Origin of the sequence: Actinomadura gamaensis (assembly GCF_042652125.1) — a bacterium.
In the GTDB taxonomy this organism is placed as follows: domain Bacteria; phylum Actinomycetota; class Actinomycetes; order Streptosporangiales; family Streptosporangiaceae; genus Spirillospora; species Spirillospora gamaensis.
This window is the reverse complement of the sequence record NZ_JBHSIT010000001.1, coordinates 689988-716560: the sequence shown is the minus strand read 5'-3', so window position 1 is coordinate 716560 and position 26573 is coordinate 689988. Positions and strand designations below refer to the sequence as shown.

At 72.4% G+C, this 26573-nt stretch carries 20 protein-coding genes; 7 read left to right on the top strand and 13 right to left on the bottom strand.

Features of this window, described 5'->3' with window-relative positions; all coding sequences use genetic code 11:
• Positions 1-33 precede the first annotated feature (33 nt).
• Positions 34-1548: a serine/threonine-protein kinase gene (locus tag ACFPCY_RS03340; protein ID WP_378252048.1), complete on the bottom strand. Its 1515-nt coding sequence runs from the start codon at positions 1546-1548 to the stop codon at positions 34-36.
• Positions 1549-1623: 75 nt separating this feature from the next.
• Here ACFPCY_RS03340 and ACFPCY_RS03335 point away from each other — a divergent pair, with 75 nt between their 5' ends.
• Positions 1624-2118: a DUF4870 domain-containing protein gene (locus tag ACFPCY_RS03335; protein ID WP_378252047.1), complete on the top strand. Its 495-nt coding sequence runs from the start codon at positions 1624-1626 to the stop codon at positions 2116-2118.
• Here the strand turns inward: ACFPCY_RS03335 and ACFPCY_RS03330 are convergent.
• The gene (locus tag ACFPCY_RS03330) at positions 2115-2945 is read right to left on the bottom strand and encodes a TIGR03619 family F420-dependent LLM class oxidoreductase (protein ID WP_378252046.1); all 831 of its coding nucleotides are present in this window, start codon (positions 2943-2945) and stop codon (positions 2115-2117) included. The two genes, ACFPCY_RS03335 and ACFPCY_RS03330, sit on opposite strands and share 4 nt — an antisense overlap.
• 161 nt (positions 2946-3106) lie before the next feature.
• Between ACFPCY_RS03330 and ACFPCY_RS03325 the strand changes: the two genes are divergently transcribed.
• Genes ACFPCY_RS03325 through ACFPCY_RS03315 form a run of 3 tightly spaced genes read left to right on the top strand, consistent with a single transcriptional unit; the run spans position 3107 to position 6141 of the window.
• Positions 3107-3994, top strand: coding sequence for an alpha/beta fold hydrolase (locus ACFPCY_RS03325; protein ID WP_378252045.1), 888 nt, complete (start codon positions 3107-3109; stop codon positions 3992-3994).
• Between the two features lie 12 nt (positions 3995-4006).
• A complete protein-coding gene (locus ACFPCY_RS03320) occupies positions 4007-5257 on the top strand; it encodes an LLM class flavin-dependent oxidoreductase (protein WP_378252044.1) in 1251 nt (416 codons plus the stop codon).
• Positions 5258-5262: 5 nt separating this feature from the next.
• Complete coding sequence (locus tag ACFPCY_RS03315) at positions 5263-6141, top strand: TIGR03619 family F420-dependent LLM class oxidoreductase (protein ID WP_378252043.1); 879 nt, start codon at positions 5263-5265, stop codon at positions 6139-6141.
• 136 nt (positions 6142-6277) lie between these two features.
• Here the strand turns inward: ACFPCY_RS03315 and ACFPCY_RS03310 are convergent, their stop codons facing one another.
• Positions 6278-6910: a cyclase family protein gene (locus tag ACFPCY_RS03310; RefSeq protein WP_378252042.1), complete on the bottom strand. Its 633-nt coding sequence runs from the start codon at positions 6908-6910 to the stop codon at positions 6278-6280.
• Positions 6911-6942: 32 nt separating this feature from the next.
• Between ACFPCY_RS03310 and ACFPCY_RS03305 the strand changes: the two genes are divergently transcribed.
• On the top strand, positions 6943-7770 hold the full coding sequence (locus tag ACFPCY_RS03305) for a HipA family kinase (RefSeq protein ID WP_378252041.1): 828 nt from the start codon (positions 6943-6945) through the stop codon (positions 7768-7770).
• A 263-nt stretch (positions 7771-8033) separates the two neighbouring features.
• Positions 8034-8444: a DUF3037 domain-containing protein gene (locus tag ACFPCY_RS03300; RefSeq protein WP_378252569.1), complete on the top strand. Its 411-nt coding sequence runs from the start codon at positions 8034-8036 to the stop codon at positions 8442-8444.
• Between the two features lie 18 nt (positions 8445-8462).
• On the opposite strand, the gene ACFPCY_RS03295 is transcribed toward ACFPCY_RS03300, so the two are convergent.
• The 9 genes from ACFPCY_RS03295 to dxr form a co-directional block, all read right to left on the bottom strand.
• Positions 8463-9305 carry a GNAT family N-acetyltransferase gene (locus tag ACFPCY_RS03295; protein WP_378252567.1) on the bottom strand — a complete coding sequence of 281 codons (843 nt, stop codon included), beginning with the start codon at positions 9303-9305 and terminating at the stop codon, positions 8463-8465.
• 51 nt (positions 9306-9356) lie between these two features.
• A complete protein-coding gene (locus tag ACFPCY_RS03290) occupies positions 9357-10937 on the bottom strand; it encodes an alpha/beta fold hydrolase (RefSeq protein ID WP_378252040.1) in 1581 nt (526 codons plus the stop codon).
• 281 nt (positions 10938-11218) lie between these two features.
• Complete coding sequence (locus tag ACFPCY_RS03285; protein ID WP_378252039.1) at positions 11219-12790, bottom strand: alpha/beta hydrolase; 1572 nt, start codon at positions 12788-12790, stop codon at positions 11219-11221.
• 91 nt (positions 12791-12881) lie between these two features.
• Complete coding sequence (locus ACFPCY_RS03280) at positions 12882-14486, bottom strand: alpha/beta fold hydrolase (protein WP_378252038.1); 1605 nt, start codon at positions 14484-14486, stop codon at positions 12882-12884.
• Between the two features lie 409 nt (positions 14487-14895).
• Entirely contained in the window at positions 14896-16524 is a 1629-nt protein-coding gene (locus tag ACFPCY_RS03275; protein WP_378252037.1) for an alpha/beta hydrolase, read from the bottom strand.
• 312 nt (positions 16525-16836) lie between these two features.
• A complete protein-coding gene (locus ACFPCY_RS03270) occupies positions 16837-18453 on the bottom strand; it encodes an alpha/beta hydrolase (protein WP_378252036.1) in 1617 nt (538 codons plus the stop codon).
• 248 nt (positions 18454-18701) lie between these two features.
• Complete coding sequence (gene ispG / locus ACFPCY_RS03265; protein WP_378252035.1) at positions 18702-19925, bottom strand: flavodoxin-dependent (E)-4-hydroxy-3-methylbut-2-enyl-diphosphate synthase; 1224 nt, start codon at positions 19923-19925, stop codon at positions 18702-18704.
• Between the two features lie 102 nt (positions 19926-20027).
• A complete protein-coding gene (locus ACFPCY_RS03260) occupies positions 20028-21197 on the bottom strand; it encodes a M50 family metallopeptidase (protein WP_378252034.1) in 1170 nt (389 codons plus the stop codon).
• 70 nt (positions 21198-21267) lie between these two features.
• A complete protein-coding gene (gene dxr / locus ACFPCY_RS03255) occupies positions 21268-22455 on the bottom strand; it encodes a 1-deoxy-D-xylulose-5-phosphate reductoisomerase (RefSeq protein WP_378252566.1) in 1188 nt (395 codons plus the stop codon).
• Positions 22456-22762: 307 nt separating this feature from the next.
• On the opposite strand from dxr, the gene ACFPCY_RS03250 reads away from it, so the two are divergent.
• Positions 22763-23800, top strand: a complete 1038-nt coding sequence (locus ACFPCY_RS03250) for a trypsin-like serine peptidase (protein ID WP_378252033.1) — start codon at positions 22763-22765, stop codon at positions 23798-23800.
• 1293 nt (positions 23801-25093) lie between these two features.
• On the opposite strand, the gene ACFPCY_RS03245 is transcribed toward ACFPCY_RS03250, so the two are convergent.
• Positions 25094-26443 (bottom strand): extracellular solute-binding protein, encoded by a 1350-nt coding sequence (locus tag ACFPCY_RS03245; protein ID WP_378252032.1) that lies wholly within the window; start codon positions 26441-26443, stop codon positions 25094-25096.
• Between the last annotated feature and the right edge of the window lie 130 nt (positions 26444-26573).

Below are 26573 nucleotides of genomic sequence, written 5' to 3'. Positions count from 1 at the left end.
GGGCTCGCCGCCCGTCTCGCCGGCGGCGCCGGGCTAGCTCCTGGTGAGCAGGCCCTTCACCGTCCAGGCGCGGGTCCGGCCGACGCCGTAGTAGTCGAAGTAGAGGCCGTCCTGCCGGGGCGTCAGGGTGAGGGTGCCGGTGGGCACGCACTTGTCCGCGCCGGCGGTGATGTTCTCGCGGAGCACCATCGCGCCGGACGTCCGCCCGGTGAGCGTCTCGTCACCGGAGCACCTCTGGGCGGGATAGTCGACGTGGCCGACCGTCCCGCCCTCGGGCAGCGTCAGCGTCACCGGGAGAACCTTGCCGTCGCTCTGGAGCACCTGCCCGCTCCACGTGCCCGCCTCCTGCGCCGAGAACGCCGCCGCGGACGGACTGGGCGTCGCCGTCGCGGTGGGCGCGGCCGAAGACGGCGTTTGCTCGGTCGGCGACTCGGACGAGCTGGACGGGGCCGGGGACGCGGGCGCCGGCGTCGACGCGGGCGCGGTCGCCGGCGCGAGGGCCGACCGCGCCCCCGTCGGACCGCCGGCCGGCGGCGTCCGCTGGCCGTGCGAGGCCAGCAGCAGGCCACCGACGACCCCGGCGGCGGCCACGGCGACGACCGCCGCGACGAGCGAGAGGACCGCCGGAAGGCGGCTGCCGCCCTTCCCGGACGGCCTGGTCGTGTACCAGGGCGGCACGTCCCCGCCGAATTCCGGTTCGGCGACGCGCTGCTGCGCGGCGGCCGGCAGTTCGGCGTCCGCCGTGTCGGGGTCGCCGAGCAGCGAGCGCAGCACCTCCGAGGACGACGGACGGGCCGCCGGGTCCTTGGCGAGGCAGCGGGACGCGAGCGCGCGCAGCGTCCCCGTCAGCGCCCCGAGGTCCGGCTCGCCGCCCAGCACCCGCCCGAACACGGCGGGGACCGTGTCGTCCCCGAAAGGCGGACGCCCGCAGGAGGCGAACACCATCGTCCCCGCCCACGCGAACACGTCGGTGGCCGGACCGACCCACTCGCCCCTGAGCTGCTCGGGAGCCATGTAGACCGGCGTCCCGACCACGCCCGACGGCACCAGCGTCGCGCCCTCCCAGAACCGCGCGATGCCGAAGTCGATCACGCGCGGACCGTCCGGGCCGAGCAGGACGTTCTGGGGCTTGAAGTCCCGGTGGACGACGCCCGCCTGGTGGATCGCGACGAGCGCGGTCGCGGTGCCGACGGCCAGCCGCTCCAGCGCGCCGCCGCCGCGCGGGCCCTCGGCGCGGACGACCTCGTCCAGCGACGGGCCGTCCACGTACTCGCTGACGATGTAGGGGTGGTCGCCGGTCACGTCCGCGTCGAGCACCGCGGCGGTGCAGAACCGGCGTACCCTCTTGGCCACGTCCAGTTCCCGGAGGAACCGGCCGCGGGCCTCCTCGTCGTCGCCGAACCCGGTGCGCAGCAGCTTGACGGCGACCCGGCGGCCGTCCGGGGCGAGCGCGGCGTAGACCACGCCCTGGCCGCCCGCGCCGAGCCGGCCGGTCAGCTCGTACCGGCCCAGCCGGTCGGGGTCGTCCGCGCGCAGAGCCGCCGGCATCGCACCCTCCTCCGCCGTTCGACGCCGGGACCGGGTGACCGGTTCACGCTAGATTGCATCCTGGCATCCCCGTCGATGTGGAGAACAGTGAACGACCAGCCGCCACCGCCTCCGCAACCCGGCCCGTACGGCTCACCGTACGGTTACGACCCCCGCTACGGCTACGGCCCGCCGGGCGTCCCGCCGCACCCGCCCGGCCCGGGCGGGCCGGTGAACGGCGACGACACGAACATGGTGGTGCTCAGCTACGTGCTGATGCTGTTCGTCGGGTTCCTCGCCCCGCTGGTCATCTACCTGATCAAGAAGAACACCTCGCCGTTCGTCCGGTACCACACGGCGCAGGCGCTGAACTTCCAGCTCACGATGCTGATCCACCTGCTGGCGCTGGGCGCGGTGTGCGCGGTTCCGGCGATCATCTTCAAGAACCCGGCGTTCCTGGTCCCGCTGGTCTTCGTCTACCTGGAGCTGCTGATCGGCGGCTGGGTGTTCCCGATCGTCGGGGCGGTGTCCGGCGGCAAGGGGAAGTGGATCCGGTTCCCGACCTTCTTCTGCTTCCGGATCATCCGCTAGCGTCCGGCGTGCTCGGCGGCGTACCGGTCGAGGACGGGCAGCACCGCGTCCCGGCCGCCGCCGGGGACGCGCAGCACGACCTCCTCGACGCCGAGCCCCGCGTAGTACTCCAGCTTGCCCGGCGTGGGCACGGTCCCGAACGGGACGACCCGGGCCATCGGCCGTCCGGCGGCCTCGCAGGCGGCGCGGAGTGCGGGCAGCGCCTCCCGGACGCCCGCGCCGCCGATCGGCATCCAGCCGTCACCGTACTCGGCGACGTGCGCGAACAGCGTCGGCCCCGGCGCGCCGCCGAGCAGCACGGGGATCCGGCCTTCGGGCTTCGGCCATGACCAGCTCGGCTCGAACGCGGCGTACTCGCCCTTGAACGCGGCCTCGTCCTTCGTCCACAGCTCGCGCATGGCGAGCACGTGCTCCCGGACGCGCGCGCGGCGGGTCGTCCAGTCCACGCCGTGGTCGGCGGCCTCCTCGCGGTTCCAGCCGTAGCCGACGCCGAGGACGACCCGTCCGCCCGAGATCCGGTCGAGCGTCGCGACCGCCTTCGCGGTGACGACCGGATCGCGCTGCGCGGCGAGCAGGACGCCCGTGCCGAGCGTGATCGTGCGGGTCACGACGGCGGCGGCGGCGAGCGCGACGAGCGGGTCCAGGGTGCGGGCGTACTCCTCGGGGAGGGTGTCGTCGCCGGTCGGGGGCGGGGTCGTGCGGGCGGCCGGGATGTGGGTGTGCTCGGGCAGGTAGAGCGAGGCGAAGCCGCGCTCCTCGGCGGCGGCGGCCAGCTCGTGCGGCGGCATCGTGCGGTCGGTGGCGAACATCGTGATCCCGAGGCGCATCCGGGCTCCCTCCGCTGCGCGCGCCTCGCCCCGCGGGGCGCGCGCGTCCGGTGCGCGCGGGCGCGACATGCGTCACACTGTATCCACAACCAAGCGATTGCTCGGCTTCCATCGATTGATGTAGCGTGCGCTTGTTCGGTTAATCCGAGGAGGCCAGACCGATGCCGTTCGCAGAGCTGGGCGACGTGCGGGTGTTCTTCACCGACGACTCCCCCGCCGGGCGGGAGCCGCGCGGCACGCTGCTGCTGGTGCACGGCTACGGCGCCGACTCCGACGACTGGGTCTTCCACTTCCCCGAGTTCGGCAAGCGGTACCGGATCATCGCGCCCGACCTGCGCGGGCACGGCCTGTCGTCCGCGCCCGCGACCGGCTACGCGCCGCACGACTTCGCCGGCGACCTCGTCCGGCTGCTGGACCACCTCGGCGTCACCGAACCGGTCGTCGCGATCGGCCACTCCCTCGGGACGATGGCCGTCAGCGCCCTCGCCGTCGAGTACCCGGCCCGCGTCCGCGCCCTCGTCTGCGTGGACCCGGCCTACGGCCAGACGCCCGAGATCGCCGCCGGCTTCCCCGCCATGTACGAGGGCCTGCGGTCCGGCGATCCGTACCCGACCGCGCTGGCGAACGAGGAATGGTGCCACACGCCCGCCTCGCCGTCCTGGCTGCTCGCCTGGCACCGCCGCAAGATCCTCGCCACCGCGCCGCAGGCCCTCGCCGAGGCGTTCCCCGCGCTGTACGACGGGGACGCGGCGTTCGGCGTCCGCCCGCAGGGCGACGCCTACCTGGCCCGGCGCGAGTGCCCGGTGCTGTCCTGCTGGTCCGCCGCCCAGGGCGCGTCGGCCTCCTGGGAGCGGGGCCTGTTCCGGCATCCCGCCTCCCGCGCCGAGGTGTGGCCGGGCGCCGGCCACCGGCTGCACGCCGAGCGGCCGGCCGAGTTCACCCTCGTCGTCCGCCGCTGGCTGGACGAGCTCGACCGGGCCGCCCCGGCTCCGCCCTCGGCCCTGCGCACCTCAGCCCCCGTCGCATCACCCGATCGAACCGCTCGCTAAGGAGACGCCCGCGTGAAGTTCGCGATCTTTCTGAACCCGCAGATCCCCGGCTCCGGGTGGGCCGCCGAGGAGAACGCCAAGGCCAAGCGGCCGATCGGACGCGACCGCGAGTCGTACCAGAAGCTGCTGCACGAGGTCCGCGAGATCGCCGTGCACGCCGACCGGATCGGCTTCGACGCCCTGATGATGACCGAGCACCACTTCCACTCCGAGGGCTTCGAGTTCTCGGTCAACCCGCTGATGTTCCTCACCGACCTCGCGGCCCGCACCGAGCGGATCCTGCTCGCGCCGCTCGGGCTCGTCCTGCCCGCGTGGGACCCCATCCGCGCCGCCGAGGACGTGGCGCTGCTCGACCACTTCTCGCGGGGACGGCTCCGGCTCGGCGTCGCGCGCGGCTACCAGGCGCGCTGGGCGAACGTCCTCGGGCAGCGCTGGCACGCGGCGGCGGCCCGCTCGGACGGCTCGAAGTCCGACGACCGCAACTTCGACGTGTTCGGCGAGGTGCTGAAGATCATGAAGATGGCGTGGGAGCAGGACAGCCTGCGCTACAAGAGCGACGTCCTCGACTACGAGGTGCCCGCGCCGTTCGAGGGCATCGAGGGCTGGCCCGCCCAGGAGTGGACGCGGACGTTCGGCGCGCCCGGCGAGATCGACGACGAGGGCGTGCTGCGCTCGGTCTCGGTCTGCCCCCGGCCCTACCAGGACCCGCACCCCGAGCTGTGGCAGCCGTTCACCGTGTCCGACCGGTCGGTGGTGCGCGCTGCCCAGGAGGGCATCCTGCCCTGGATGTTCACCCCGAACCCGGACGAGCACGCCAAGAAGGCCAAGCTCTACCAGGACGAGTGCGCCAAGCTCGGCAAGGCGTACAAGCTCGGCGAGCACACCGGCATCCTGAAGATCGTCGGGATGGCGGACACCCGCGAGGAGGCCATCGCCACCTACGGCAAGGGCATGCAGAAGGACTTCGCGTCGTTCTTCGGCCCGTTCGGCTACCTGGAGGTCCTGCGCAAGAAGGAGGACGACCGGCACCAGCCGATCTCGCCGGAGAAGGGCGACTTCAAGCGCATGGCCGACGTCGAGATGGCGCTCATCGGCGGCCCCGACGACGTCAAGCGCGGCATCCAGCGGATGCTCGACCGGATGCCGGACCTGGAGTGGTTCGGGCTGTTCATGCAGGGCCAGCAGGGCGTCCTGCCGCTGGACACGGTCAAGCGGAACCTGGAGCTGTTCGCCACCAAGGTCATCCCCGAGTTCCAGGACTGACGGCCGTGGAGTTCTGGCTCGGCGCGTCCTTCGTGGACGCCGGCGAGTACGTGCCGCTGGCGAAGGCCGCCGACCGGCTCGGCTACGACGTGGTCACCGTGTCCGACCACCTGTTTTACGCCGACTACGAGGCGCCCTACCCCTACAGCGAGACCGGCGCGCCGCCCTACGCCGAGGGCACGCACTGGCCGGACGCGTGGGTCACCATCGGGGCGATGGCGGCGGCGACAGACCGGGTCCGGTTCGCCACCAACGTCTACGTCGCCCCGGCGCGGGACCTGTTCACCGTCGCGAAGGCCGTCTCCACCGCGGCCGTCCTGTCGGGCGACCGGGCGATCCTCGGCGTGGGGGTCGGCTGGTGCGAGGACGAGTTCCGGCAGACCGGCCAGGACTTCCGGACGCGCGGCAAGCGCCTGGACGAGATGGTCCCGGCGCTGCGCGAGCTGTGGAAGGGCGGCCGGGTCGAGCACCACGGCCGCTTCTACGACCACGGGCCGCTCAGCATCGCGCCCGTGCCGTCCGCGCCGGTGCCGGTGTTCGTCGGCGGGGACAGCGACGTCGCGCTGCGCCGCGCCGCCCGCATCGGCGACGGCTGGATCGGCAACCGCGTCTACAAGGAGGACGACCTCTCCGACCTGCTCGAACGGCTCAAGGGCCACCTCGCCGAGCACGGCCGCACCCTGGACGACCTCCAGGTCGTGGCCCCGATCGCGAAGCGCCCGAGCGCCGGCCTCTACCGGAAATGGCGCGAGCGCGGCGTCTCCGGCACGCTCGCCGCGCCCTGGTGGATGCCGACCGACGAGGAGGAGGCCCGGTACAGCGGGACGGACCTCAAGATCGCGAGCATGGAGCGCTTCGCCGACGAGGTCATCGCCAAGATGTGAGCCGGATCCGGCCGCGCGAGGGACCCGGTCCGTCCGCCCACCTGGCGGTCCCATGGCGGGCCGGGTCCGGCTACGCGGCGGGCCGGGTCCGGCTACGTGGCGGGCCGGGTCCGGCTACGTGGCGGGCCGGGTCCGGCTAGGCGGTGAGGCGGGCGACGGCGCGGACGGGCGCGCCGTCGCCCATGTCCAGGCCGGCCAGCCGCAGCGGGAACAGCATCACCTCGGCGGGGCCGGTCACCTGCTCCAGCGAGGTCAGGTTCTCGCAGATCACGGCGGACGCCCCGAGCAGCACCGCATGGGCGGCGAGCGAGTCGGGCGGATCGACGCTCGCCGCGTCGATGCCCACCGTCCGGACGCCGGCGGCGACGATCGCCGACGCCGTCCGGATCGCGAGGTACGGGTGGGTCGTCCAGTACTCGGGGCTGCCCCAGTACGCCGACCAGCCCGTCCGGACGAGCAGGACGTCGCCCGCGCGCAGGCCGTCCGGCAGCAGCTCCGGCCCGATCTCCCGGTCCGGCACGTCCGTCGCGTCCATGATCACGGCCCGGCCGGCGAACCGCTCCAGCGGCAGGTCGGACAGGCGGGGCAGCGCGTCGTCGATGTGGAACGGCGCGTCCACGTGGGTGCCGGACTGCGAGCCGAGATGCAGCCGCGCCACGTTCGCGCCGTCCTTGACGGCGGTCAGCACGAGCCCGGCCAGCACCTCGGGGTCGCCGGGGTAGACCGGCATGCCGCTCTCCACCGGCTGGGTGAGGTCCACGAAGGTCATGGCCACATCATGACGTCCGATAGCGTGCACGTGTGCTGCCGCTCGTAACCGCCACCCGGTACGTGACGCCGCTCCGCGAGGGCGGATCGCTGCCGGGCGTCGTCGAGGCCGACGACCTCGGCACCTACGTCATGAAGTTCCACGGCGCCGGGCAGGGCCGCAAGGCCCTGGTCGCCGAGGTGATCGCCGGGGAGCTGGCGCGCCGGCTCGGGCTGCGCACCCCGGAGCTGCGGATCATCGAGCTGGACCCGGCGATCGGGCGGCACGAGCCCGACCCCGACGTGCAGGACCTGCTGAAGGCCAGCTCCGGCTGGAACCTCGCGGTCGACTTCCTGCCCGGCTCGCTCGGGTTCGACCCGATCGGCTGGAAGCCGGACCGGACGTTCGCCTCCCGCGTGCTGTGGTTCGACGCCTTCATCGGCAACGTGGACCGGAGCTGGCGCAACCCGAACATGCTCGTCTGGCACCGGGACGTCTGGCTCATCGACCACGGCGCGAGCCTGATCTTCCACCACGCCTGGGCCAACGCCGAGCGGCTGTTCGCGGGCGCCTACGACGTGGACGACCACGTCCTCACCCCGTTCGCCCGGCACCTGGCGGAGGCCGAGGCCGAGTTCCTTCCCAAGATCACCCCGGACGTGCTGCGCGAGCTGACCGAGCTCGTCCCGGACGCCTGGCTGGAGGGCGAGCCCGGCTTCGGCTCGGCGGACGAGGTGCGCGACGCCTACGTCCGGATCCTGACCCGGCGGACCGAGAACCCGCGCGACTGGCTGCCGTCGCTCGACGTCAGCGACCGCCGGCCGCACACCGGCGAGCGGCGCGGCGAGAAGCGTCCCGGCTGGCTGGGAGGCCCCGCGTGAACACCGTCCGGCCGAGCACCCCCGACACCGCCCCCCCAGCCCCGAGCACCCCCAGCGCAAACACGCCCGACCCGAGCACGCCCGGCGCGAACACCCCCAGCGCGAACACGCCCGGCGCCAGCACGGCCGACGCGAACACCCCCAGCGCGAGCACGGTCGGCGCGAGCACGGTCGGCGCGAGCACGGCCGGCGCGAACACGGCCGGCGCGAACACGGCCGGCGCGAGCACGGCCGGCGCGAGCGCCCTTGGCGCGAGCGCGGCGGTGAGCAGGGCCAATGTGGGGGCGACGGCGTCCGGGAAGCAGGTGTTCGAGTACGCGACGGTGCGGGTGGTGCCGCGCATCGAGCGCGGCGAGTCCATGAACGTCGGCGTGCTGGTCTACTGCCGCGCGCTCGACTACCTCGGCTGCGCGACGCACGTGGACGAGGCGCGGCTGCGGGCGCTCGACCCGTCCCTCGACGTGGACGGCGTCCGGACGGCCCTGGCCGCCGTGGCCGGGCTGTGCCGGGGCGGCGAGGACGCGGGCCAGGCCGCCGCGGAGCCGCCCGGCGGACGGTTCCGCTGGCTGACCGCGCCGCGCAGCACGATCGTCCAGCCCGGCCCGGTGCACGCGGGCCTCACCTGCGATCCGGCGGCCGAGCTCGACCGCCTGCTGGCGCTCCTGGTCTCCTGACCGTCCAAATAGGGACAATCAGAACAAGATGGACATGAACTCGCCGACCTCGTCGAACCCGACCCGGCGATAGGCGGCGCGGGCCCGGACGTTGTAGTCGTTCACGTACAGCGACACGACCGGCGCGATCGTGCGCAGCGACTCGGTGACCAGCGCCGCCATGCCCGACACCGACAGGCCCCGCCCGCGCAGGTCGGGCGGCACCCATACGCCCTGCACCTGGCAGGCGTACGGGGTGACCGCGCCGACCTCGGCCTTGAACATGACCCGGCCGTCCTCGATCCGGGCGAACGCGCGGCCGGACCGGATCAGCTCGGCGACCCGCGCCCGGTACAGGACGCCGCCGTCGCCCGCGTTCGGCGAAACCCCGACCTCCTCGGTGAACATCGCCACGCAGGCCGGGTAGATCAGCTCGAACTCCGACATCGCGACCCGGCGGACGAGCGGGTCGGCCGGGACCTGCGGGGGCCGCGAGGTCGCCATGACCGGCTGGAGCCCGCGCACCGCGCGCGGCGGGCCCCAGTACGGGCCGAGGATCTCCCACAGCCCGGTCACCGCCTCGACCGGGCCCACGATGGACGAGCAGCGCCGCCCCTGCGCCTGGGCCCGCTCGGCGAACGCGCGGACGGCGTCCGGCCCGGCGTTCACCGGGATCAGGTTGGCCCCGGCGTAGCAGAGCGACAGCAGCCGCCCGTCCCGCGAGTAGCCCCACATCTGCGCGCCGAGCCGCCGGGGGTCGAGCCCGGCGGCGTGGACGCGCGAGCCGACGAACACGTTCGCCACGGGATCGGCGTCCAGGATGCGCAGCGCCTCGTCGCGGTGCCGGTCGTCCAGCACCCGCACGGGCGACGCCCCCAGCATCCGCATGGCTATCGGGCCGCCATCGCCGTTGTCAGCACCACGTATCCAAGACTAGAACCTCGCCCCGACCGGTGCGGACACCGGTCCGGGGACCCGGGCCCGGACCCGCTTGCCCTTGCCGTCCGGGGTGGGCGGCGGCGGGGCCTTGCAGGTCGCGCCCGGCCGGGGCAGCGCGCCCCTGGCCAGGTAGCGCGCGACGGCGCCGTCCACGCACCGGTCCCCGCCGAGGGTGACCCCGTGGTTACCGCCCCCGACCTGCACCAGCAGCCGGGAGCGCGGCAGCCGCCGCCGGGTCTCCAGGGCGCCGTCGAACGGGGTCGCGGCGTCCTCGGTGCCCTGGACGAGCAGCACCGGGGCGAGGTTCGCGGGCGCGCCGACCCGCGGCACCGGCCCCTCGGGCCCCCGCCACGTCGCGCACGGCGCGTTGTACCACGTGTTGCTCCAGGTCTCGAACGTGTATCCGGAGCGGTAGAGGCGGACGCTGTCGACGTGCCAGCGCGTCCAGTCGCGCGGCCAGTAAGCGTCCCGGCACTGGACGGCCGTGTAGACGGTGTAGTCGTTCTGGTCGAGAAGGGTCGGCGGACGCCACTCCGCGGCGAGCGGCTTGGCGTCGCCGCGCAGGTAGGCCGAGAGGATCTTGGCGTGATCCGGCCAGGCGAAGTTCCCGTAGCCGTCGGAGAGGAAGACGTCGTCCAGCTCGGACGGGCCGATCCGGCCCTTCACCGGCTTCGCCTTCAGCCGGGCGCGGGCCCTGGCGTAGGCCGCGGCCACCTGCGGCCCGGTGCGGCCGAGGTGGTAGACGGAGTCGTAGCGGGCGATCCAGGAGAAGTACGCCTGGATCCGCTTCTGGAACGCCACGTCCTGGTCGAGGTTGTCGTCGTACCAGACGCCGCTCGGCCGGACGACGCTGTCCAGCACCATGCGCCGCACCCTGCCGGGGTACGTCGAGGCGTACACCGCGCCCAGGTAGGTGCCGTACGAGTAGCCCAGATAGTTGATCTTGCGCTGGCCGAGCGCGGCGCGGATGTCGTCCATGTCGCGCACCCAGTCCGCGGTGCCCATGTGCGGCAGCAGGCGGGGGTAGCGGCGCGCGCAGTCGGCCGCGAACGCCGCGGCGCGGGCCCGCCAGGCGTTCTCCTCCGCGGCGTTCGAAGGGATCGTGTCGGCGCGCGGACGGCCCGGATCCTGGAACGCCCGGTCGCACACCAGCTCAGGCCGGCTCGCGCCGACGCCGCGCGGGTCGAACCCGATCCAGTCGTAGGCGGCGGCGACGCGGCGCGGCATCCCGTGGGTGAGCAGCTTCGGCATGTCCCGGCCGTGCGCACCCGGCCCGCCGCGGTTCAGCAGCACGACGCCCTGCGAGCGGGCGGCGGTGTGCCGGGCGCGGGTCAGCGCGAGGGTGATCTGGGCGCCGCGGGGGTGGGCGTGGTCGAGCGGCACCCGGAGCGTCCCGCACTGGAGGCCGCGCAGCCGGTTCTTCTCTACGGGATCGTGCTTGGGACAGGGCCGCCAGGTGATCGACGCGCGGGCGGGCCGGGCGTCGGCGGAGGTGGCGGGCAGGGACAGGACGGCGAGAGCGGTGACCGTCGCGGCGGCCCCGGCCGTCGCGCGGTGGGCTATGGGGTTGCGCACCCTCGTGTTCTACCGGCCGGGTCGGCGCCGTCCCGGAGATCTGAGAATCCCGCGTTTCCGGGCGAAGACCGAGGAAAACCGGGAACCCGGCTCTCTCACGCCAACGTCGGCCCGCCCGAACCGCGACGGTCCGCCGAACAGGAACGGCCCGCCCGAACCGGGAGGGCCCGCCCGAACCGGGAGGGTGCGCCAAACAGGAACGGGGCCGCTCCAGGAGGAGCGGCCCCGCTGCCCTGCGGGCGCCTGCCCTGCGGGCAGACGGCCCTACGGGCGTCCGGGCGTCAGAGACGTCCGGCCGGGAGGTCCTTGCCGGGGCCGGCGACCGCCGAGCGCAGCTGCGTCGGGTTCGGGTCGTTCAGCGCCGGGTCGGCCTTGCAGGAGTCGTCCGCGCCGGGACGGCTCTTCGGCAGCCAGCCGGTGGACAGGTACTTGGCGACCTTGTCGTCCAGGCACTTGTTGCCGTTCAGCGTGTTGGCGTGGGTCTTGCCGCCGAGCTCCACCAGCAGGCGCGACGACGGGAAGCGCTTGTGCATCTCGTAGCCGCCCGCGACCGGGGTCGCGGCGTCCAGCGTGGACTGGACGAGCAGGATGCCGCCCAGGCCCTTCTTGCCCTGGATGTTCAGCGCCGGGCCGCCCTTGAACGGCCAGTACAGCACCGGGGCGTTGTACCAGACGTTGCTCCAGGTGTTGAAGCGGTAGCCCTGCTTGTAGAGCCTGTTCGCGTCGCTCTTCCACTTGGCCCAGCTGCGCGGCCACGCGGCGTCCGCGCCCTGGACGGCGTTGTAGACGGCGAAGCCGTTGTCGTCGTCGCCCGGGCCGACGCTGTCGACCAGCGGCTTCGGGTCCTTCTTGACGACCCACGCCGACAGCGCGGCGGCCGGGTCCTCGTAGGACGAGGTGTAGTAGCCGGCGTTGAGGACGATGTCGTCCAGCTCGTCACCGCCGACGACCCCGCCGATCGGCTTCTTCAGCGCGGCGGCGCGGGTCTTGTAGTACAGCGCCTCGACGGCCTTCCCGGTCTTGCCGAGGTGGTAGACCGAGTCGTACTTGGCGAGCCACGCGAACCAGAACTTGATGTTCCGCTCGAACGCCTTGTCCTGCTCGATCTGCGAGCCGTACCAGACGGTCTTCGGGTTGACGTTGCCGTCCAGCACCATGCGGCCGACGCGCTTCGGGAACAGCGTCGCGTAGGTCGAGCCCAGGTAGGTGCCGTAGGAGAAGCCGTAGTAGTTCGTCTTCTTGGCGCCGAGGGCCGCGCGGATGCTGTCCATGTCGCGCGCCACGTCGGTGGTGCGCAGGTGCGGCAGCAGCCAGCCGTACTTCTTCGCGCAGTCCTGCGCGTACTTCTTCGACTTCGCCAGCCAGTACTTCTCGATCTTCGCCGAGGTCGGCACGTAGTTCGGCCGCGGCGGCTTGGCGTAGTGCGCGTCGCACGTCAGGGCGGGCTTGCTGGCCCCGACGCCGCGCGGGTCGAAGCCCACGAAGTCGTACTGGGCGGCGACCTCCGGGTGGCCCACGCCCTTCAGCCAGCGCGGCAGCTTCTCGGAGTAGGCGTAGCCCGAACCGCCCGGACCGCCCGGGTTGCCGAGCATGATGCCGTGGTAGTTCTTGGCGTCGGTGTGGTGCGTCCGCGAGATCGCGATCTGGATCTTCTTGCCGTCGGGCCTGGCGTAGTCCAGCGGGACGGTCACGAAACCGCAGTCGGCCTTGGCCTCGATCAGCTTCGGGTCGGTGCACTTGACCCAGCTGACCTTCGGCTTGGCCGCGCCCTGCGCCGGGGCGGCGACCGCGGCGGAGGCGGTGCCGCCCACGGCCACGACCGCGGCGGACGCGGCGATGACGATCTTCTTCATCCGGTGTGTCCTTCGGAAGGGGGGCGCGCCCCGCCCCGGGTGGGGGCGGGGCGCGCCGTCGCGTGCTGCTCGGGCGCCGGGAGGCCGCCGGTCAGCGGATCTTCGGCAGCGCCAGGTCGGGCAGGCCGGGCACGGCGGTCAGCGACTTGGCCGACACGGTCGTCGGGTTCGGGTCGTTGGTCGCCGGGTTGGCGTCGCAGGTGTCGTCCACGCCGCGCTTGTTCGCCGGGAGGGCGCCGGTGTCCAGGTAGGAGACGGCCTTGGTGAACAGGCACTGGTTGCCCAGGCTGTTGGCGTGGGTCTTGCCGCCGAGCTCGGCCAGCAGGCGCGAGTTGAGCTCGCGGTGCTGGACGAACACGCCGTCGAACGGGGTCGCGGCGTCCAGGGTGGACTGGATCAGCAGCGTCGGCGTGCTGGTGTGGCGGGCGTTGATGTGCAGCTTCGGTCCGCCGTTGAACGGCCAGTAGAAGATCGGCGCGTTGAACCAGACGTTCGGCCAGGTGTTGAAGCGGTTGCCCTGCTTCACCAGCTTGACCGCGTCGTCGTGCCACTTGCTCCAGTTCCGCGGCCAGTGCGCGTCCGCGGCCTGGACGGCGTTGTAGACCGCGAAGCTGTTGTCGTCAGAGGTGTCGCCCTGGCGGTCCTTCAGGCCCTTCGGGTCCTTGTTGACGATCCAGGCGGACAGCGCGTCGGCCACCGGGATGTACTCGCTGGTGTAGTACGGCGCCTGCTGGACGATGTCGTCCAGCTCGTCCGGGCCGATGGTCCCGCCGATGGGGGCCTTGGCGGCCGCGGCGCGCGCCTTGTAGTAGTTGGCCTCGACGGCCTTCTCCGTGGTGCCCAGGTGGTACTTGCTGTCCCACTTGGCGATCCAGGAGTTGAACAGCTTGAAGTTCCGCTCGAACGCGCGGTCCTGGTCGAGCTGCGTGTCGTACCAGACGTGGTCCGGGTTGACGTTGCCGTCCAGGACGAACTTGCCGGTCTGGCGCGGGAACAGCGTCTCGTAGGTGGCGCCCAGGTAGGTGCCGTAGGAGAAGCCCCAGTAGTTGAGCTTCTTGTCCGCGCCGAACGTGCGGCGGATCTGCTCCAGGTCGCGGGCGGCGTCGGTGGTCCGCATGTGCGGCAGCAGCCAGCCGAACTTCTTGGTGCAGTCCTGCGCGTACTTGCGGGACTTGGCCAGCCAGGCGGCCTCCTCCTTGCGCGAGGCCGGGTTGTAGTCCGGGCGCACCGGCTTCTGGAAGTCGCTGTTGCAGCGCAGCGCGGGCTTGCTGTACTCGACGCCGCGCGGGTCGAACCCGATGAGGTCGTACTTGGCCGCGAGAGCGGCGTAGCCGCGCTTGTTCAGCAGCAGCTTGAAGTACGGGCCGTAGACCAGGCCGGCGCCACCGGGGCCGCCGGGGTTGAAGGTCAGCACGCCGCGGTAGTCCTTGGTGTCGGTGTGCTTCACCCGGGTCACCGCGATGGAGATCTTCTTGCCGTTCGGGCGCGCGTAGTCCAGCGGCACCTCGAGCTGGCCGCACTCGGCGTTGGTCGCCTTGTAGTAGGCGGCGTAGCCGTCGTCGGGGCAGGCGCCCCAGGTGACCTTGGACGCGCTCGCGGCCTTCGGCGCGGTCGGGGCCGGGTCCGCGAACGCGGCCGTGGCCGCGCCGCCGACGCCGACCGCCGCGGCGGTCGTGATCAGGAGGAGCTTCTTCACCAAACCCCCTCGGCCGGGGCGCACCGCACCCCTCGGTGGGGTCGTCTGGGGGCGGCCCCCGGCATCGCTCCGTCAACAGTTAGGCAGATTGTGGTGTTTGTTCAGGTTCGGACGGGAGAGGCCGATGTGAGTAGATATCAAACTGTGATCAACCCGCGGGAACACGACGAACCGCCCGGACGTCACGAATCGCCCGCACAGAGCGGGCTCCCGCCGACGAGACGTCAGCGGGAGCCCGTGTTCCGCGGAGGATGGCGCGGTCGCCGGAGAAGCGCACCGCGGGCCGGAGACGCGCACCGCGGCGCCGGAGCGGCGCACCGCGGCGCCGGAGCGGCGCACCGCGGCGCCGGAGCGGCGCACCGCGCCGTCGCCCGGAGCCTTACCCAGCGATGTCTTACTGGGCGGTGTCTTACTTGGCGATGTCCAGGCCGAGGCCCTTGACGGACGTGCCCGCGAGGGCGGCGTTCGCCGGGGGAACCGGGTCACCGGTCGACTTGACGTAGGTCAGGCCCTTGGCGGGGCGCTTCCCGGTCAGGAAGTAGGTGTCCCAGACGACGTCCACGGCGGGGTTGCCGCGGTGCACGATGCAGTGCGTCCGGCCGTCGGACTCGACCAGCATCCGCGAGCCCTTCAGCGCGCGGTGCAGCTCCAGCGCGCCCGGGTACGGCGTCGCGGCGTCGCTGGCGGCGTTGAACATCATGATGTTCGTCGGCAGCTTCTTGACGTGCCGCACGTCCACCGGCTTGCCGGCCTTGGCGGGCCAGTACAGGCACGGCGTGTTGTACCAGGCGTTGCCCCAGGTCAGGAAGGGGTGCTTCTTGTTGATCCGGGTGTTGTCGCGCTGCCACTTCGCCCAGTTGGTCGGCCACTGCACGTCGGTGCACTGGACGGCGCTGTAACCGAAGTAGCTGTTGTCGTCGGACTCGCCGGTCGTCGGGCCGCCGAAGGCGTCCGCGAACCCGGCCATGTCGCCCTTCTTGTAGGCGGCCAGGCCGTTCGCCGGCGGGAACCAGTAGCTCGGCAGCCGCCGGTAGCCCGCGTTCTGGATGTTGTCGGTCAGCGAGTCCGACGTGACCGCCGTGACGTCACCGGACTGCGGGTCCTTCACGAACACCGGCTTCTTCGCCAGCTTGGCGCGCAGGTCGTAGAACCAGCTGCGCACCTGCTTCTGGGTCGTGCCCAGGTGGTACACCTTGTCCCACTTGGCGAGCCAGCCGAAGAAGTAGTCGATGTTCCGGTCGAACCAGATGTCCTGCTGGAGGTTCGCGTCGTACCAGACGCCGGACGGGCCGATGTTGCCGTCCAGGGCCATCCGCCCGACGTTGTTCGGGTACAGCGCGGCGTAGACCTGGCCGAGGTAGGTGCCGTAGGACGCGCCGTAGTAGTCGAGCTTCCTGTTTCCGAGCGCCCGGCGGATGGACTCCACGTCCTTGGCCGAGTCGATCGTCTTGTCGTGGCTCAGCAGCCCGACCTTGTCGGCCTTGCCGCAGTCCTGCGCGTACTTCTTGGTCTTGGCCAGCCAGATCTTCTCCGACTTGGGGTCGCCCGTGCCGTAGTCCGGGCGCGGCTCCAGCTGGTACTTCAGGTCGCACCGGATGGCCGGGACGCTGTGCCCGATCCCGCGCGGGTCGAAGCCGACGAAGTCGTAGGCGTCCTGCATCGCCTTGGAGCTCTGGTTGAACACCCGGCCGCCGAAGTAGGCGCCCGAGCCGCCCGGACCGCCCGGGTTGACGACCATCTGCCCGAGGGCCTTGCCCTTGCCGGTGTGCGGCGTGAGGGTGACCTCGAGCGTGATCTTCGTGCCGTTCGGCTTGGCGTAGTCCAGCGGCACCCGGAGCTCGGCGCACTTGATGCGCTTGGAGCCCTGCGCCTGGGGGGTGTCGGTCGCGGAGACCGACTTGACGATGTCGGCCGCGCAGGCGTGCCAGGCCAGCTTCGGCGCCGGTTTCGCCGCCCCCTGGTCGGCCGAGGCGGCGGCCGGGCCGAGCCCCGCGAGCCCGAGGCCGGTCACCGCGGCGACCGTGACGAGTCGTTTCACGGACCACTCCTCCTTCGGACCCTCGCGATCGAGAGCCCTGAAATGGACGTTCCGAGCGATCTTCGTCAACGGGACATATGGGAAGTCAGCCGCCAAATTATGTTGTAGTGACTCCGAGGCCGCGCCGTGATCCGATCGAGACCGCCGCCGCGCAGGGATTTCGTGCCGAATGAACGGTTTGGACCCGTCCGAAATGCGACCGGGCCCCGCCTCCGGAGAGACGGGGCCCGTCGCGCGGACGTCGCCCGATCGGCGACGCCCACGCGGGTCACGCTTGGTGACGCCTACCTGGTGACGCCTACTTGATGACGCCTACTTGATGACGTCGTTCAGCAGGCCGCCCACCGCGGCGCTGCGGAGCCCGGCCGGCGGGGTCGGGTCGCCCAGCTGCGGGACGTGGACGGTGCGCTTCGACGGCAGCTTGCCGTTGAGGAAGTACGCGTCGAAGTAGGCGTCCACGGCCGACGAGCCGCGGTGCACGATGCAGTGCGTGCGGTCGCCGTCCTGCACGACCAGGTGCGAGCCCTTCAGGCGGCGCTGCATGTCCAGCGCGCCCTGGTACGGGGTCGCGGCGTCGGCGGTCGCCTCGAACATCAGGATGTTCTTCGGCAGGTTCTTGACCGCGCCGACGTCGACCGGCTTGGCGGCCTTCGCGGGCCAGCCGAGGCACGGCGAGTTGAACCAGACGTTCCCCCAGGTCAGGAAGGGAGCCTTCTTGTTCACCCGGACGTTGTCGTTGTGCCACTTCTTCCAGCTCGTCGGCCACTGGGTGTCCGTGCACTGGACGGCGTTGTAGACCGCGAAGTTGTTGTCGTCCACCGGCGCGTTGGTCGGGCCGCCGAAGGTGTCGACGAAGGTGGCGATGTCGCCCTTCTTGTACGCCGCCAGGCCGGACGCCATGCCGTGCCACATGGACTGGCTGCGGCGGTAGCCGGCGTTCTGGATGACGTCGGTCAGGTTCGCCGACGACACGGCCGCGCTCTTGTCCGCCGAGTAGATCGGCTTCTTGGCGAGCTTGGCGCGCAGACCGTAGAAGAAGGAGCGGACCTCCTTCTGGGTCTTGCCCAGGTGGTACACGGAGTCGTACTTGGCCACCCAGCCGAAGTAGTACTCCATGTTCGTGTTGAACGCGACGTCCTGGTCCAGGTTGGCCTTGTACCAGACGCCGGACGGGCCGACGACGCCGTCCAGGACCATGCGGTTCACCTTGGTCGGGAACAGGGTCGCGTAGACCGAGCCCAGGTAGGTGCCGTAGGACGCGCCGTAGTAGTCGAGCTTCTTGTTCCCCAGCGCCCGGCGGATCGTGTTGAGGTCACGCGCCGAGTCGGTGGTGTGGATGTGCTTGAGCAGGCCGATCTTGTCGGCCTTCTTGCACGCGGCGTCGTAGGCGTAGGTGCGCTTGAGCCAGATCTTCTCCGACTTGGCGTCACCGGTGCCGTAGTCCGGGCGCGGCTCGTGGCCGTAGCTGGTGTCGCAGCTCAGCGCCGGCTTGCTCGCCCCGACGCCGCGCGGGTCGAACCCGATGACGTCGTAGGCGGCGCGCATCGCCGGGGAGTTCTGCGCGAAGACGCGCGGGCCGAAGATGCCGCCGGCGCCGCCCGGGCCACCCGGGTTGACGACGATCTGGCCCTTGGCCTTGCCCTTGCCCGTGTGCGGCGTGCGGGTCACGAACAGGCTGATCTTCTTGCCGTTCGGCTTGGCGTAGTCCAGCGGGACCTGGAGGTAGCCGCACTGCACGATCTTCGAGACCGGGAAGATCGGGTCGTAGTTGGCCGCCACGGTCTTGACGAAGTCGGTGGGGCAGGCGTGCCACTTGACCGCGGACACCTTGTAGGCGTCGGCGGAGTCCGCGGCGGCCGAGGCGGCGGTGGCGCCGAGGGCGGTGACCCCCAGGCCGGCCGTCGCGGCCACGATGACGAGTCTCTTCACAGACCACTCCTCCACACCGGGCCCTCGAGTGAGCCCGGTTCACGGTGATTCGCCCGAAATATTGGCGATCGCCGTGGTCACCGAGATAGTCCGTTGACGTCGATCGTTGCTACATAGTTGCTCAGCTGTAACTTTTGCCACTTAGATGAGCGAAAGGTAAGAATCCCCCTTCCAGGGCATGGCGAAGGCCCCCGGGTCACCCCGAGGGCCTGAGGAGCGGTACGCCTACCGCGGCGAGAGCAGAAGCGTCAGCTGACGGTGACCGTGGCGCCGCCGACGCCGCCGCCGCTCACCGTGCCGTCCCCGCCGCTCACCGTGCCGTCTTCGTTGATCTCGAATCCCATCTCCTCGGCGATGCGCATCGCCTCCTCGATGAGCGTCTCGACGATCTGCGCCTCCGGGACGGTCTTGACGACCTGGCCCTTGACGAAGATCTGCCCCTTGCCGTTGCCGGACGCGACGCCGAGGTCGGCCTCGCGGGCCTCGCCCGGGCCGTTCACGACGCAACCCATGACCGCCACCCGCAGCGGGACGGGGAAGTCCTTCAGCCCGGCGGTGACCTCCTCGGCGAGGGTGTAGACGTCCACCTGCGCGCGCCCGCAGGACGGGCAGGAGACGATCTCCAGGCCGCGCTGCCGCAGTCCCAGCGACTCCAGGATCTGCGTGCCGACCTTGACCTCCTCGACCGGAGGGGCGGACAGCGAGACGCGGATCGTGTCGCCGATGCCCTGCGCGAGCAGCGCGCCGAACGCCACCGACGACTTCACCGTGCCCTGGAACGCCGGACCGGCCTCGGTCACGCCGAGGTGCAGCGGGTAGTCGCAGGCGGCGGCGAGCTGCCGGTACGCCTCGATCATCACGACCGGGTCGTTGTGCTTCACCGAGATCTTGATGTCCCGGAAGTCGTGCTCCTCGAACAGCGAGCACTCCCACAGCGCGGACTCGACCAGCGCCTCGGGGGTGGCCTTGCCGTACTTCTCCAGGAGCCGCTTGTCCAGGGAGCCGGCGTTCACGCCGATCCGGATCGGGACGCCCGCGTCCTTGGCGGCGCGCGCGATCTCGCCGACCTTGTCGTCGAACTTCTTGATGTTGCCCGGGTTCACCCGCACCGCCGCGCATCCGGCGTCGATCGCCGCGAACACGTACTTCGGCTGGAAGTGAATGTCGGCGATCACGGGGATCGGCGACTTGCGGGCGATCGCGGGCAGCGCCTCGGCGTCGTCCTGGGAGGGCACCGCCACCCGGACGATCTGGCAGCCGGACGCGGTCAGCTCCGCGATCTGCTGCAGCGTGCTGTTGACGTCGGCGGTCAGGGTGGTGGTCATGGACTGCACCGACACCGGGGCGTCGCCGCCCACCGGCACGTCGCCGACCATGATCTGACGGGACTTGCGCCGTTCGCCCAGCGGCCAGACCACCCCGGACTCCCGGTCGCCACCCCGGACCGTCGGAATACCCAGTGAAACGCTCATCCCACTCCCTAACGCTCTCGCCCACCCAACCCTAAGCGCACCCGGCGGGTGGCGTGACGCGGACGGGTGTCGAACTCGGTGACTCTTTGTAGCGATCCGGTGTCATCCCGGTATCTGGAGGGGATTGAACAGGTCCGCGACGATCAGGAGCACCCCGAGCCCCACCAGCACCAGCACGGCGAAGTAGGTGAGCGGCATGAGCTTGGTCATATCGACGGTCCCGGGGTCGGGCCGTCCCTTCAGCCGCGCGATCCGCGCCCGCGCCCGCTCGTAGACCACGACCGCGAGGTGGCCGCCGTCCAGGGGCAGCAGCGGCAGCACGTTCAGCGCGCCGAGGAAGACGTTGACCGACACGACGAGCTGGAGGAACAGGAACGTCTTGTCCCGCGCGGTGGCGTGCGAGGAGAAGATCTGCCCGGACACCTCCGTCGCGCCGACCACGCTGCCGACCTGGCCGCCGGGCGAGTTCGCCCGGTCCGGCGAGAACAGCTTGGGCAGCGCCTTGGGCAGGTCGGCCGCGACCTTCCCGACGCCCTTGACCATCTGGCCGAGCGTCCGGCCCGCGTATCCGGCCGCGCCGACCGGTCCCCTGCGCTCGTAGGAGCGGCCGACGACCTTGGACGAGACACCGACGAAGGACGCGCCGCCCACGTCGGCGAGCGTGATCCGCAGCGTCCGGTCGGTCCCGTCGCGCCGGACGACCATCGGGACGGCCTGGCCCGGCTTCGTCCGGTCGATCGCCGTCCGGAAGTCGGCCCAGCCGGCGACCGGCGTGCCCGCGAACGAGACGATCCGGTCGCCCGGCCGGATCCCGGACGCCTTCGCGGGCGACACCGGACGCCCCGCGCACGACGCCGACGAGCCCGCCGGGACGCAGTCGCCGACCTTCTGGACGGTCGTGCTCGGCGTGCCGGGGTGCAGCTCCCCGATCGTCATCGCCGTCACCGCGAGCAGCAGGAACGCGAACACGAAGTTCGCCACCACGCCCGCGCCGATCACGACCGCCCGCCGCCCGGCGGGCTGCCGGTAGAAGGCGCGCTCGCGGTCCTCCTCGGCGATCTCCTCCAGCGGCGTGTAGCCGACGATCTTGACGAACCCGCCGAACGGCAGCGCCTTCACGCCGTACTCGGTCTCGCCGCGGGTCCGCGACCAGACCGTCGGCCCGAAACCGACGAAGTACTGGACGGCCTTCATGCCGAACCGCTTGGCGGTCAGCAGGTGCCCGCCCTCGTGCAGCATGACCGACACCAGCAGCGCTACGACGAAGGCCACGGCGCCGAGGAGAAACGCCATCCGCGGGGCCCCCTTCGGGCGGTCGCGCCGCCGGGGGCCGCTCCCCCGGTCAGCCGGTCTCGGTCAGCGCGCGGGCGCGCTCCCTGGCCCACGCGTCGGCGGCGAGGACGTCCTCGACCGTCGGGTCCGCCGGTGCGGCGGCGCGGGCCGCGTGCTCATCCACTACCCGCGCGACCGTGTCGACTATCCCCGGGAACGGCAGCGTTCCCGCCCGGAAGGCGTCAACGCACTCCTCGTTCGCCGCGTTGAACACCGCCGGGTACGTGCCGCCCTCGGTCCCGACGTGCCGGGCCAGCCGGACGGCCGGGAACGCCTCGTCGTCGAGCGGGAACAGCTCCCAGGTGTGCGCGCGGGTCCAGTCCACGCCGGGCGCGGCGTCCGGGACGCGGTCCGGCCAGTCGAGGCCGAGCGCGATCGGCAGCCGCATGTCGGGCGGGCTGGCCTGGGCGAGGGTCGAGCCGTCCACGAACTCGACCATGGAGTGCAGGTAGGACTGCGGGTGGACCATCACCTCGATCCGGTCCATCGGCACGTCGAACAGCAGGTGCGCCTCGATGACCTCCAGGGCCTTGTTCACCAGCGTCGCCGAGTTGATCGTGACGACCGGGCCCATGTCCCAGGTGGGGTGGTTCAGCGCCTCCTCGACGGTGACGCCGGCCAGCTCGGCGCGGGTGCGCCCGCGGAACGGCCCGCCGCTCGCGGTCAGGACCAGCCGCCGCACCTCCGCGGCGCTGCCGCCGCGCAGGCACTGCGCGAGCGCCGAGTGCTCGGAGTCGACCGGGACGATCTGGCCGGGCCGGGCCCGCCGCTTCACCAGCGGCCCGCCGACGATCAGCGACTCCTTGTTGGCGAGCGCGAGGGTGCGGCCCGCGTCGAGGGCGGCGAGCGTGGAGGCGAGGCCGAGCGCGCCGGTCACGCCGTTCAGCACCACGTCGCAGGGCAGCGCGGCCACCTCGGCGACCGCGTCCGGCCCGGCGACGATCTTCGGGATGGGGTAGTCGCCCGAGCTGTAGCCGCGCTTGCTCGCCTCGGCGTAGAAGGCGAGCTGGAGGTCCTGCGCGGCGGACGCCCGCGCGACGGCCACCACGTCCGGACGGAACTCCAGGGCCTGCTCGGCGAGCAGGTCCACCCGGCCGCCGCCCGCCGCGAGGGCGGTCACCCGGAACCGTCCCGGGTTGCGGCGGATCACGTCGAGCGCCTGCGTGCCGATCGACCCGGTGGAGCCGAGCACGGCCACCTCGCGGGGGTGCGCGCCGCCGGGGCCTTCGGCCGGGTTCCGGGTCTCGGCCGGGTTCCGGGTCTCGGCCGGGTTTCCGTTCGCGGTTCCAGTCACCGTCCCATTGTCGGCCATGACCGGCCACGCCGGGGCGCGCCCGCACGGAACCCGCACGGGCCCGCCACGAGGCGGAACGCGGAAACCCGCTGGTCGCCTTTGACCAGGTTTGTCGAGATATGCCAGTACCCCCGTCAGCGCGCCCGGCATACCGTCCGCAGGCGGGCTTCCACCGCGTCCCCGTCTCCACCCCCCGACTCGAGGAGACCCGATGGGAAGCATCCCTCACCGCCCCACGCCCCGCCGCATCCTCCTCACGGTGCTCGGCGCCGCCGCCCTCGTCCCGCTCGCCGCGGGCACCGCGCTCGCCGATCCCGCCCCCACCGCCCCCCGCGATCCCGGGCCGACCGCGCCCCTCGACCCCGGCCCCACGGCGCCGCTCGATCCGGGGCCCACCGCGCCGGTCGTCCACCCGCAGGCCACCAGCGGCGCCGCGCAGCAGGACCTGCTGCGGTTCTGGACGCCCCAGCGGATGCGGTCGGCCGTCCCGATGGACACCCTGACCAGCTCGCGCAAGGCCACGCCCGAGCAGGTCAGGCGGGGCCTGCCCGCGGTGATCCAGTACTCGCAGCCGAACGGCGGCTCGGCCTGGACCGGCGGCGGCGCGATCACCAGGACCGCCGGACGGGTTTTCTTCACCTACCAGGGCGGCACGCACTCCTGCTCGGGCGACGCGATCACGAGCAAGAACAAGAGCGTCGTGATCACCGCCGGGCACTGCGTCAAGCTGAGCGGCACCTGGCACACCGACTGGGTCTTCGTGCCGGGCTACAGCAACGGCAACGCGCCCTTCGGCACCTGGGCCGCCGCGAAGACGCTGTCCACCCCGCAGTGGACGGCCAGCGAGGACATCAACTACGACGTCGGCGCGGCCGTCGTCGCCCCGCTGAACGGCCAGGCGCTCACCGACGTCGTCGGCGGCCAGGGCATCGCCTTCAACCAGGCGCGCGGCCAGGTCATGTACGCCTTCGGGTACCCGGCGGCGGCGCCCTACGACGGGACGAAGCTGATCTACTGCTCCGGCGCGGTCATCAACGACTTCCTGACCAGCAACGACCAGGGCATCGGCTGCAACCAGACCGGCGGCGCGAGCGGCGGCCCGTGGTTCCTGAACTTCAGCGAGTCGACCGGCACCGGCGTGCAGAACTCGGTGAACAGCTTCAAGTACAACTTCCTGCCCAACTACATGTTCGGCCCGTATTTCGGGACCGACGCGCAGAACCTGTACAACACCGCCCAGTCCTCCTGAGGTCCGGCGGCGTCACGAACGTCCACGCGCCCGCGCCCGGCGCCGATCGAACCGCCGGACGCGGGCGCGAACGAGCCGAACCCGCCGCCCGCCCGCCCGACGTCCCCACAAGCGCGCACGGCGTCCGCGCGCCCTCCCCACAGCGCGCGGCGTCCGCGCGGCGCCCCCACAGCGCACGGCCCGCACGGCGCCCCCACAGCGCACGGCGGGCGCACGGCGTCCCCACGGCGCGCAGCGTGCCCACGGCGCGCGCGGCGCCCCCACACCGCGCGGCGGGCGCACGGCGCCCCCACAGCGCACGGCCCGCACGGCGTGCCCACAGCGCGCGGCCCGCACGGCGTGCCCACAGCGCGCGGCCCGCACGGCGTGCCCACAGCGCGCGGCCCGCGGCGTGCCCACAGCGCGCGGCCCGCACGGCGTCCGCACAGCGCGCGGCAAGCGCGCGGCATGCCCACGGCGCGCGCACGGCGTGCCCACGACGCGCGCACGGCGTGCCCACGACGCGCGCAGCGTCCCGACAGCGCACGCGGCGTCCCCACAGCGCGCGCGGACGCCCCTTACAGCGCGCGGGGCGTGCGCGCGGCGCTTGTGTGGCGTGCGCGCCTGGTTCCGGATTTCCCCGGTCCCCCGACGCGGTTCGGACGCGCTGGGCGGGGCACACCGGCCTTACCCGACAGCGCCGCCGGCCCGCGGCCCCGACACGGCCCCGCGGGAGATCGTCGCACCGATGCTTTGCCGGTACTTGCACCGTCCGTAGCTGGTAGCACACAATCGGCGATCTATAACTGGAAGTGTGATCCCGACTCCCGCCACGGGGGGAATGGCAATGGTTCCGCAGGGCGAGCTGAGGTTCGATCCCAGCGCGCTGAGCGCCGCGCAACGCGAGGGCGACGCTTGCGTCGTCTGCCACAAGAGGTGGCCGCGTCCGCGCGTGCGCGTCGGTCGCCTGCCGGACGGCCGGGAGGTGGTGGCGTGCGACGACTGCGCGCCCGTGCTGCCCGTGCCGCGAGGGCGGCCGAGGATGCCGCGGAACGCGAGGGAGCGGGGCACGGACGCCGAAGGACCGGCGGTGGAGCCGGCGTCGGCGGCAGCGGCGGCCTTCCAGTAGGCCGCCTCACCACTGGAGTTCTCTCCAGGAGGGTGACCCGGAGATTCGGGGGGAGATCCGGGGCCACCCAGAGGGCGCGCCCGGCTGGGGGCGGTCGGGCGCGCCGCCCCTCCCGTCACCGCCCCGGACCGGTCACCTTCCGTTGACGTCCAGGCCGCCGCCGGGATCATCCGTCGCGCGGCGCGCTACGCCTTCGCGGCGAGGACCTCGTTCCAGCGCCGCGCCCACTCGGCGTAGTCGGTGCAGGTCGTCCCGCCGCCGTCGCCGCCGCCCTTCGCGCACGCCTTCGCGGGGGTGTGCGCGAACAGGACCTTGTCGATGAACTCCCGGTCGCCCACGTGGTAGGCGTCGCAGAACGCCTGCTTGAGCCGGTCGCCCGAGCACGCCTGTGGGTTGGCGGGCGCGACGCCGTTCCACTCGGCCACCTGCTGCTGGACGTCCGGCGAGGCCGTCCACTGGAGCCACTGGTACATGCAGTTCGGGTGCTCGGCGCGGGCGCCGATCATCCAGCCGGTCATCCACCCGGACACCCCGTCGGACGGCGCGACGCCCTGCACCGGACGGCCCGCGCGGGTCAGCACGTCCACCTGGTAGGGCCAGGTCTCGCCGAGGACGGCGTTGGTCACCGCGCCCTTCAGGTCGGGCTGGCCGCCGGCGAACATGCCGACCGCGTCCGACGCCTGGCTCCAGTACTGCGCGACGTAGGGACGCTGCCGCTTCAGCAGCGCCACGGCGGCGTCGAGCTGCTTGGGCGTCAGCGAGTACGGGTCGCGGATCTTGAGCGCGCGCTGGTGCGACCGCAGGTACAGGGCGGCGTCGGAGATGGTCAGCGGCGAGTCGCGCATGACGACCTTGCCCTGGTAGCGGCGCACCTGGTCGGGGTCGAAGAGCGCGCCCCACCCGGTCGGCGCCTGCACCTGCCGGGTGTCGTAGGTGATCAGGTTGAAGCCCCAGGTGAACGGGACGGCGTAGGCCTTGCCGTCCTTGCCGTGCACCAGGGTGCGCAGCTTCGGCTCCAGCTTGCGGTAGCCGTCCACCAGGTCGGGGTTGACGGGGGCGACGTCGGCGTCGGCGACGAGCTGCCCGGCGACCTCCGGCGGGGCGGCGACGCCGTCGTAGCGGCGGCCCTTGTTGTGCATGAGCTCGCGGACGTCCTGCGGGGTGCGGACGACGCGCCAGCCGACCTTGCAGCCGGTGCGCTCCTCGAACGGGGTGATCCAGTCGACGCGCGGGTCGCTGCCGCCGTTCTCCATCTGGCCGGGCATGGTGACCAGGTTCAGCGAGCCCTCGCCCTTGCCGAGCGCGGTCGCCATCCGGACCGTGCCGGTCTCGTGGGACTCGCCGCTGCACGCCGCGAGCATCGAGGCGGCGAGGCCCGCCGTCGCCGCGGCGGCCGTGAGCCGCCGTCCGGCGTTCCGCCGAAGGGGCCACCCGGCGCGCCGCCGGAAGGGCGACCCGGATTCCCGCCGAAGGGGCCGTCCGGCCCGTCGCCCGTCCCGCCGGTCTGCGCGCCCCGCACCGGTCCACCGCAGCATGTCGCTCCCGCTCCCCGTCCGCCGTCGGGGAAACTTTACCGCCGCATCGGCGGCCGCTGGACGACCATTACGTCGGAACGTCCGCGCGGTGCCCCGCGGCGCACTCGCGGCGAAGGCGCGGGCGCGCATA

Coding starts and splice junctions, on each gene's coding strand:
- ACFPCY_RS03335 (WP_378252047.1), top strand. CDS start 1,624: ATGTGGAGAACAGTGAACGACCAGCCGCCACCGCCTCCGCAACCCGGC.
- ACFPCY_RS03295 (WP_378252567.1), bottom strand. CDS start 9,305: ATGCTGGGGGCGTCGCCCGTGCGGGTGCTGGACGACCGGCACCGCGAC.
- ACFPCY_RS03245 (WP_378252032.1), bottom strand. CDS start 26,443: ATGCTGCGGTGGACCGGTGCGGGGCGCGCAGACCGGCGGGACGGGCGA.
- ACFPCY_RS03340 (WP_378252048.1), bottom strand. CDS start 1,548: ATGCCGGCGGCTCTGCGCGCGGACGACCCCGACCGGCTGGGCCGGTAC.
- ispG (WP_378252035.1), bottom strand. CDS start 19,925: ATGAGCGTTTCACTGGGTATTCCGACGGTCCGGGGTGGCGACCGGGAG.
- ACFPCY_RS03330 (WP_378252046.1), bottom strand. CDS start 2,945: ATGCGCCTCGGGATCACGATGTTCGCCACCGACCGCACGATGCCGCCG.
- ACFPCY_RS03310 (WP_378252042.1), bottom strand. CDS start 6,910: ATGACCTTCGTGGACCTCACCCAGCCGGTGGAGAGCGGCATGCCGGTC.
- ACFPCY_RS03285 (WP_378252039.1), bottom strand. CDS start 12,790: ATGAAGAAGATCGTCATCGCCGCGTCCGCCGCGGTCGTGGCCGTGGGC.
- ACFPCY_RS03325 (WP_378252045.1), top strand. CDS start 3,107: ATGCCGTTCGCAGAGCTGGGCGACGTGCGGGTGTTCTTCACCGACGAC.
- ACFPCY_RS03250 (WP_378252033.1), top strand. CDS start 22,763: ATGGGAAGCATCCCTCACCGCCCCACGCCCCGCCGCATCCTCCTCACG.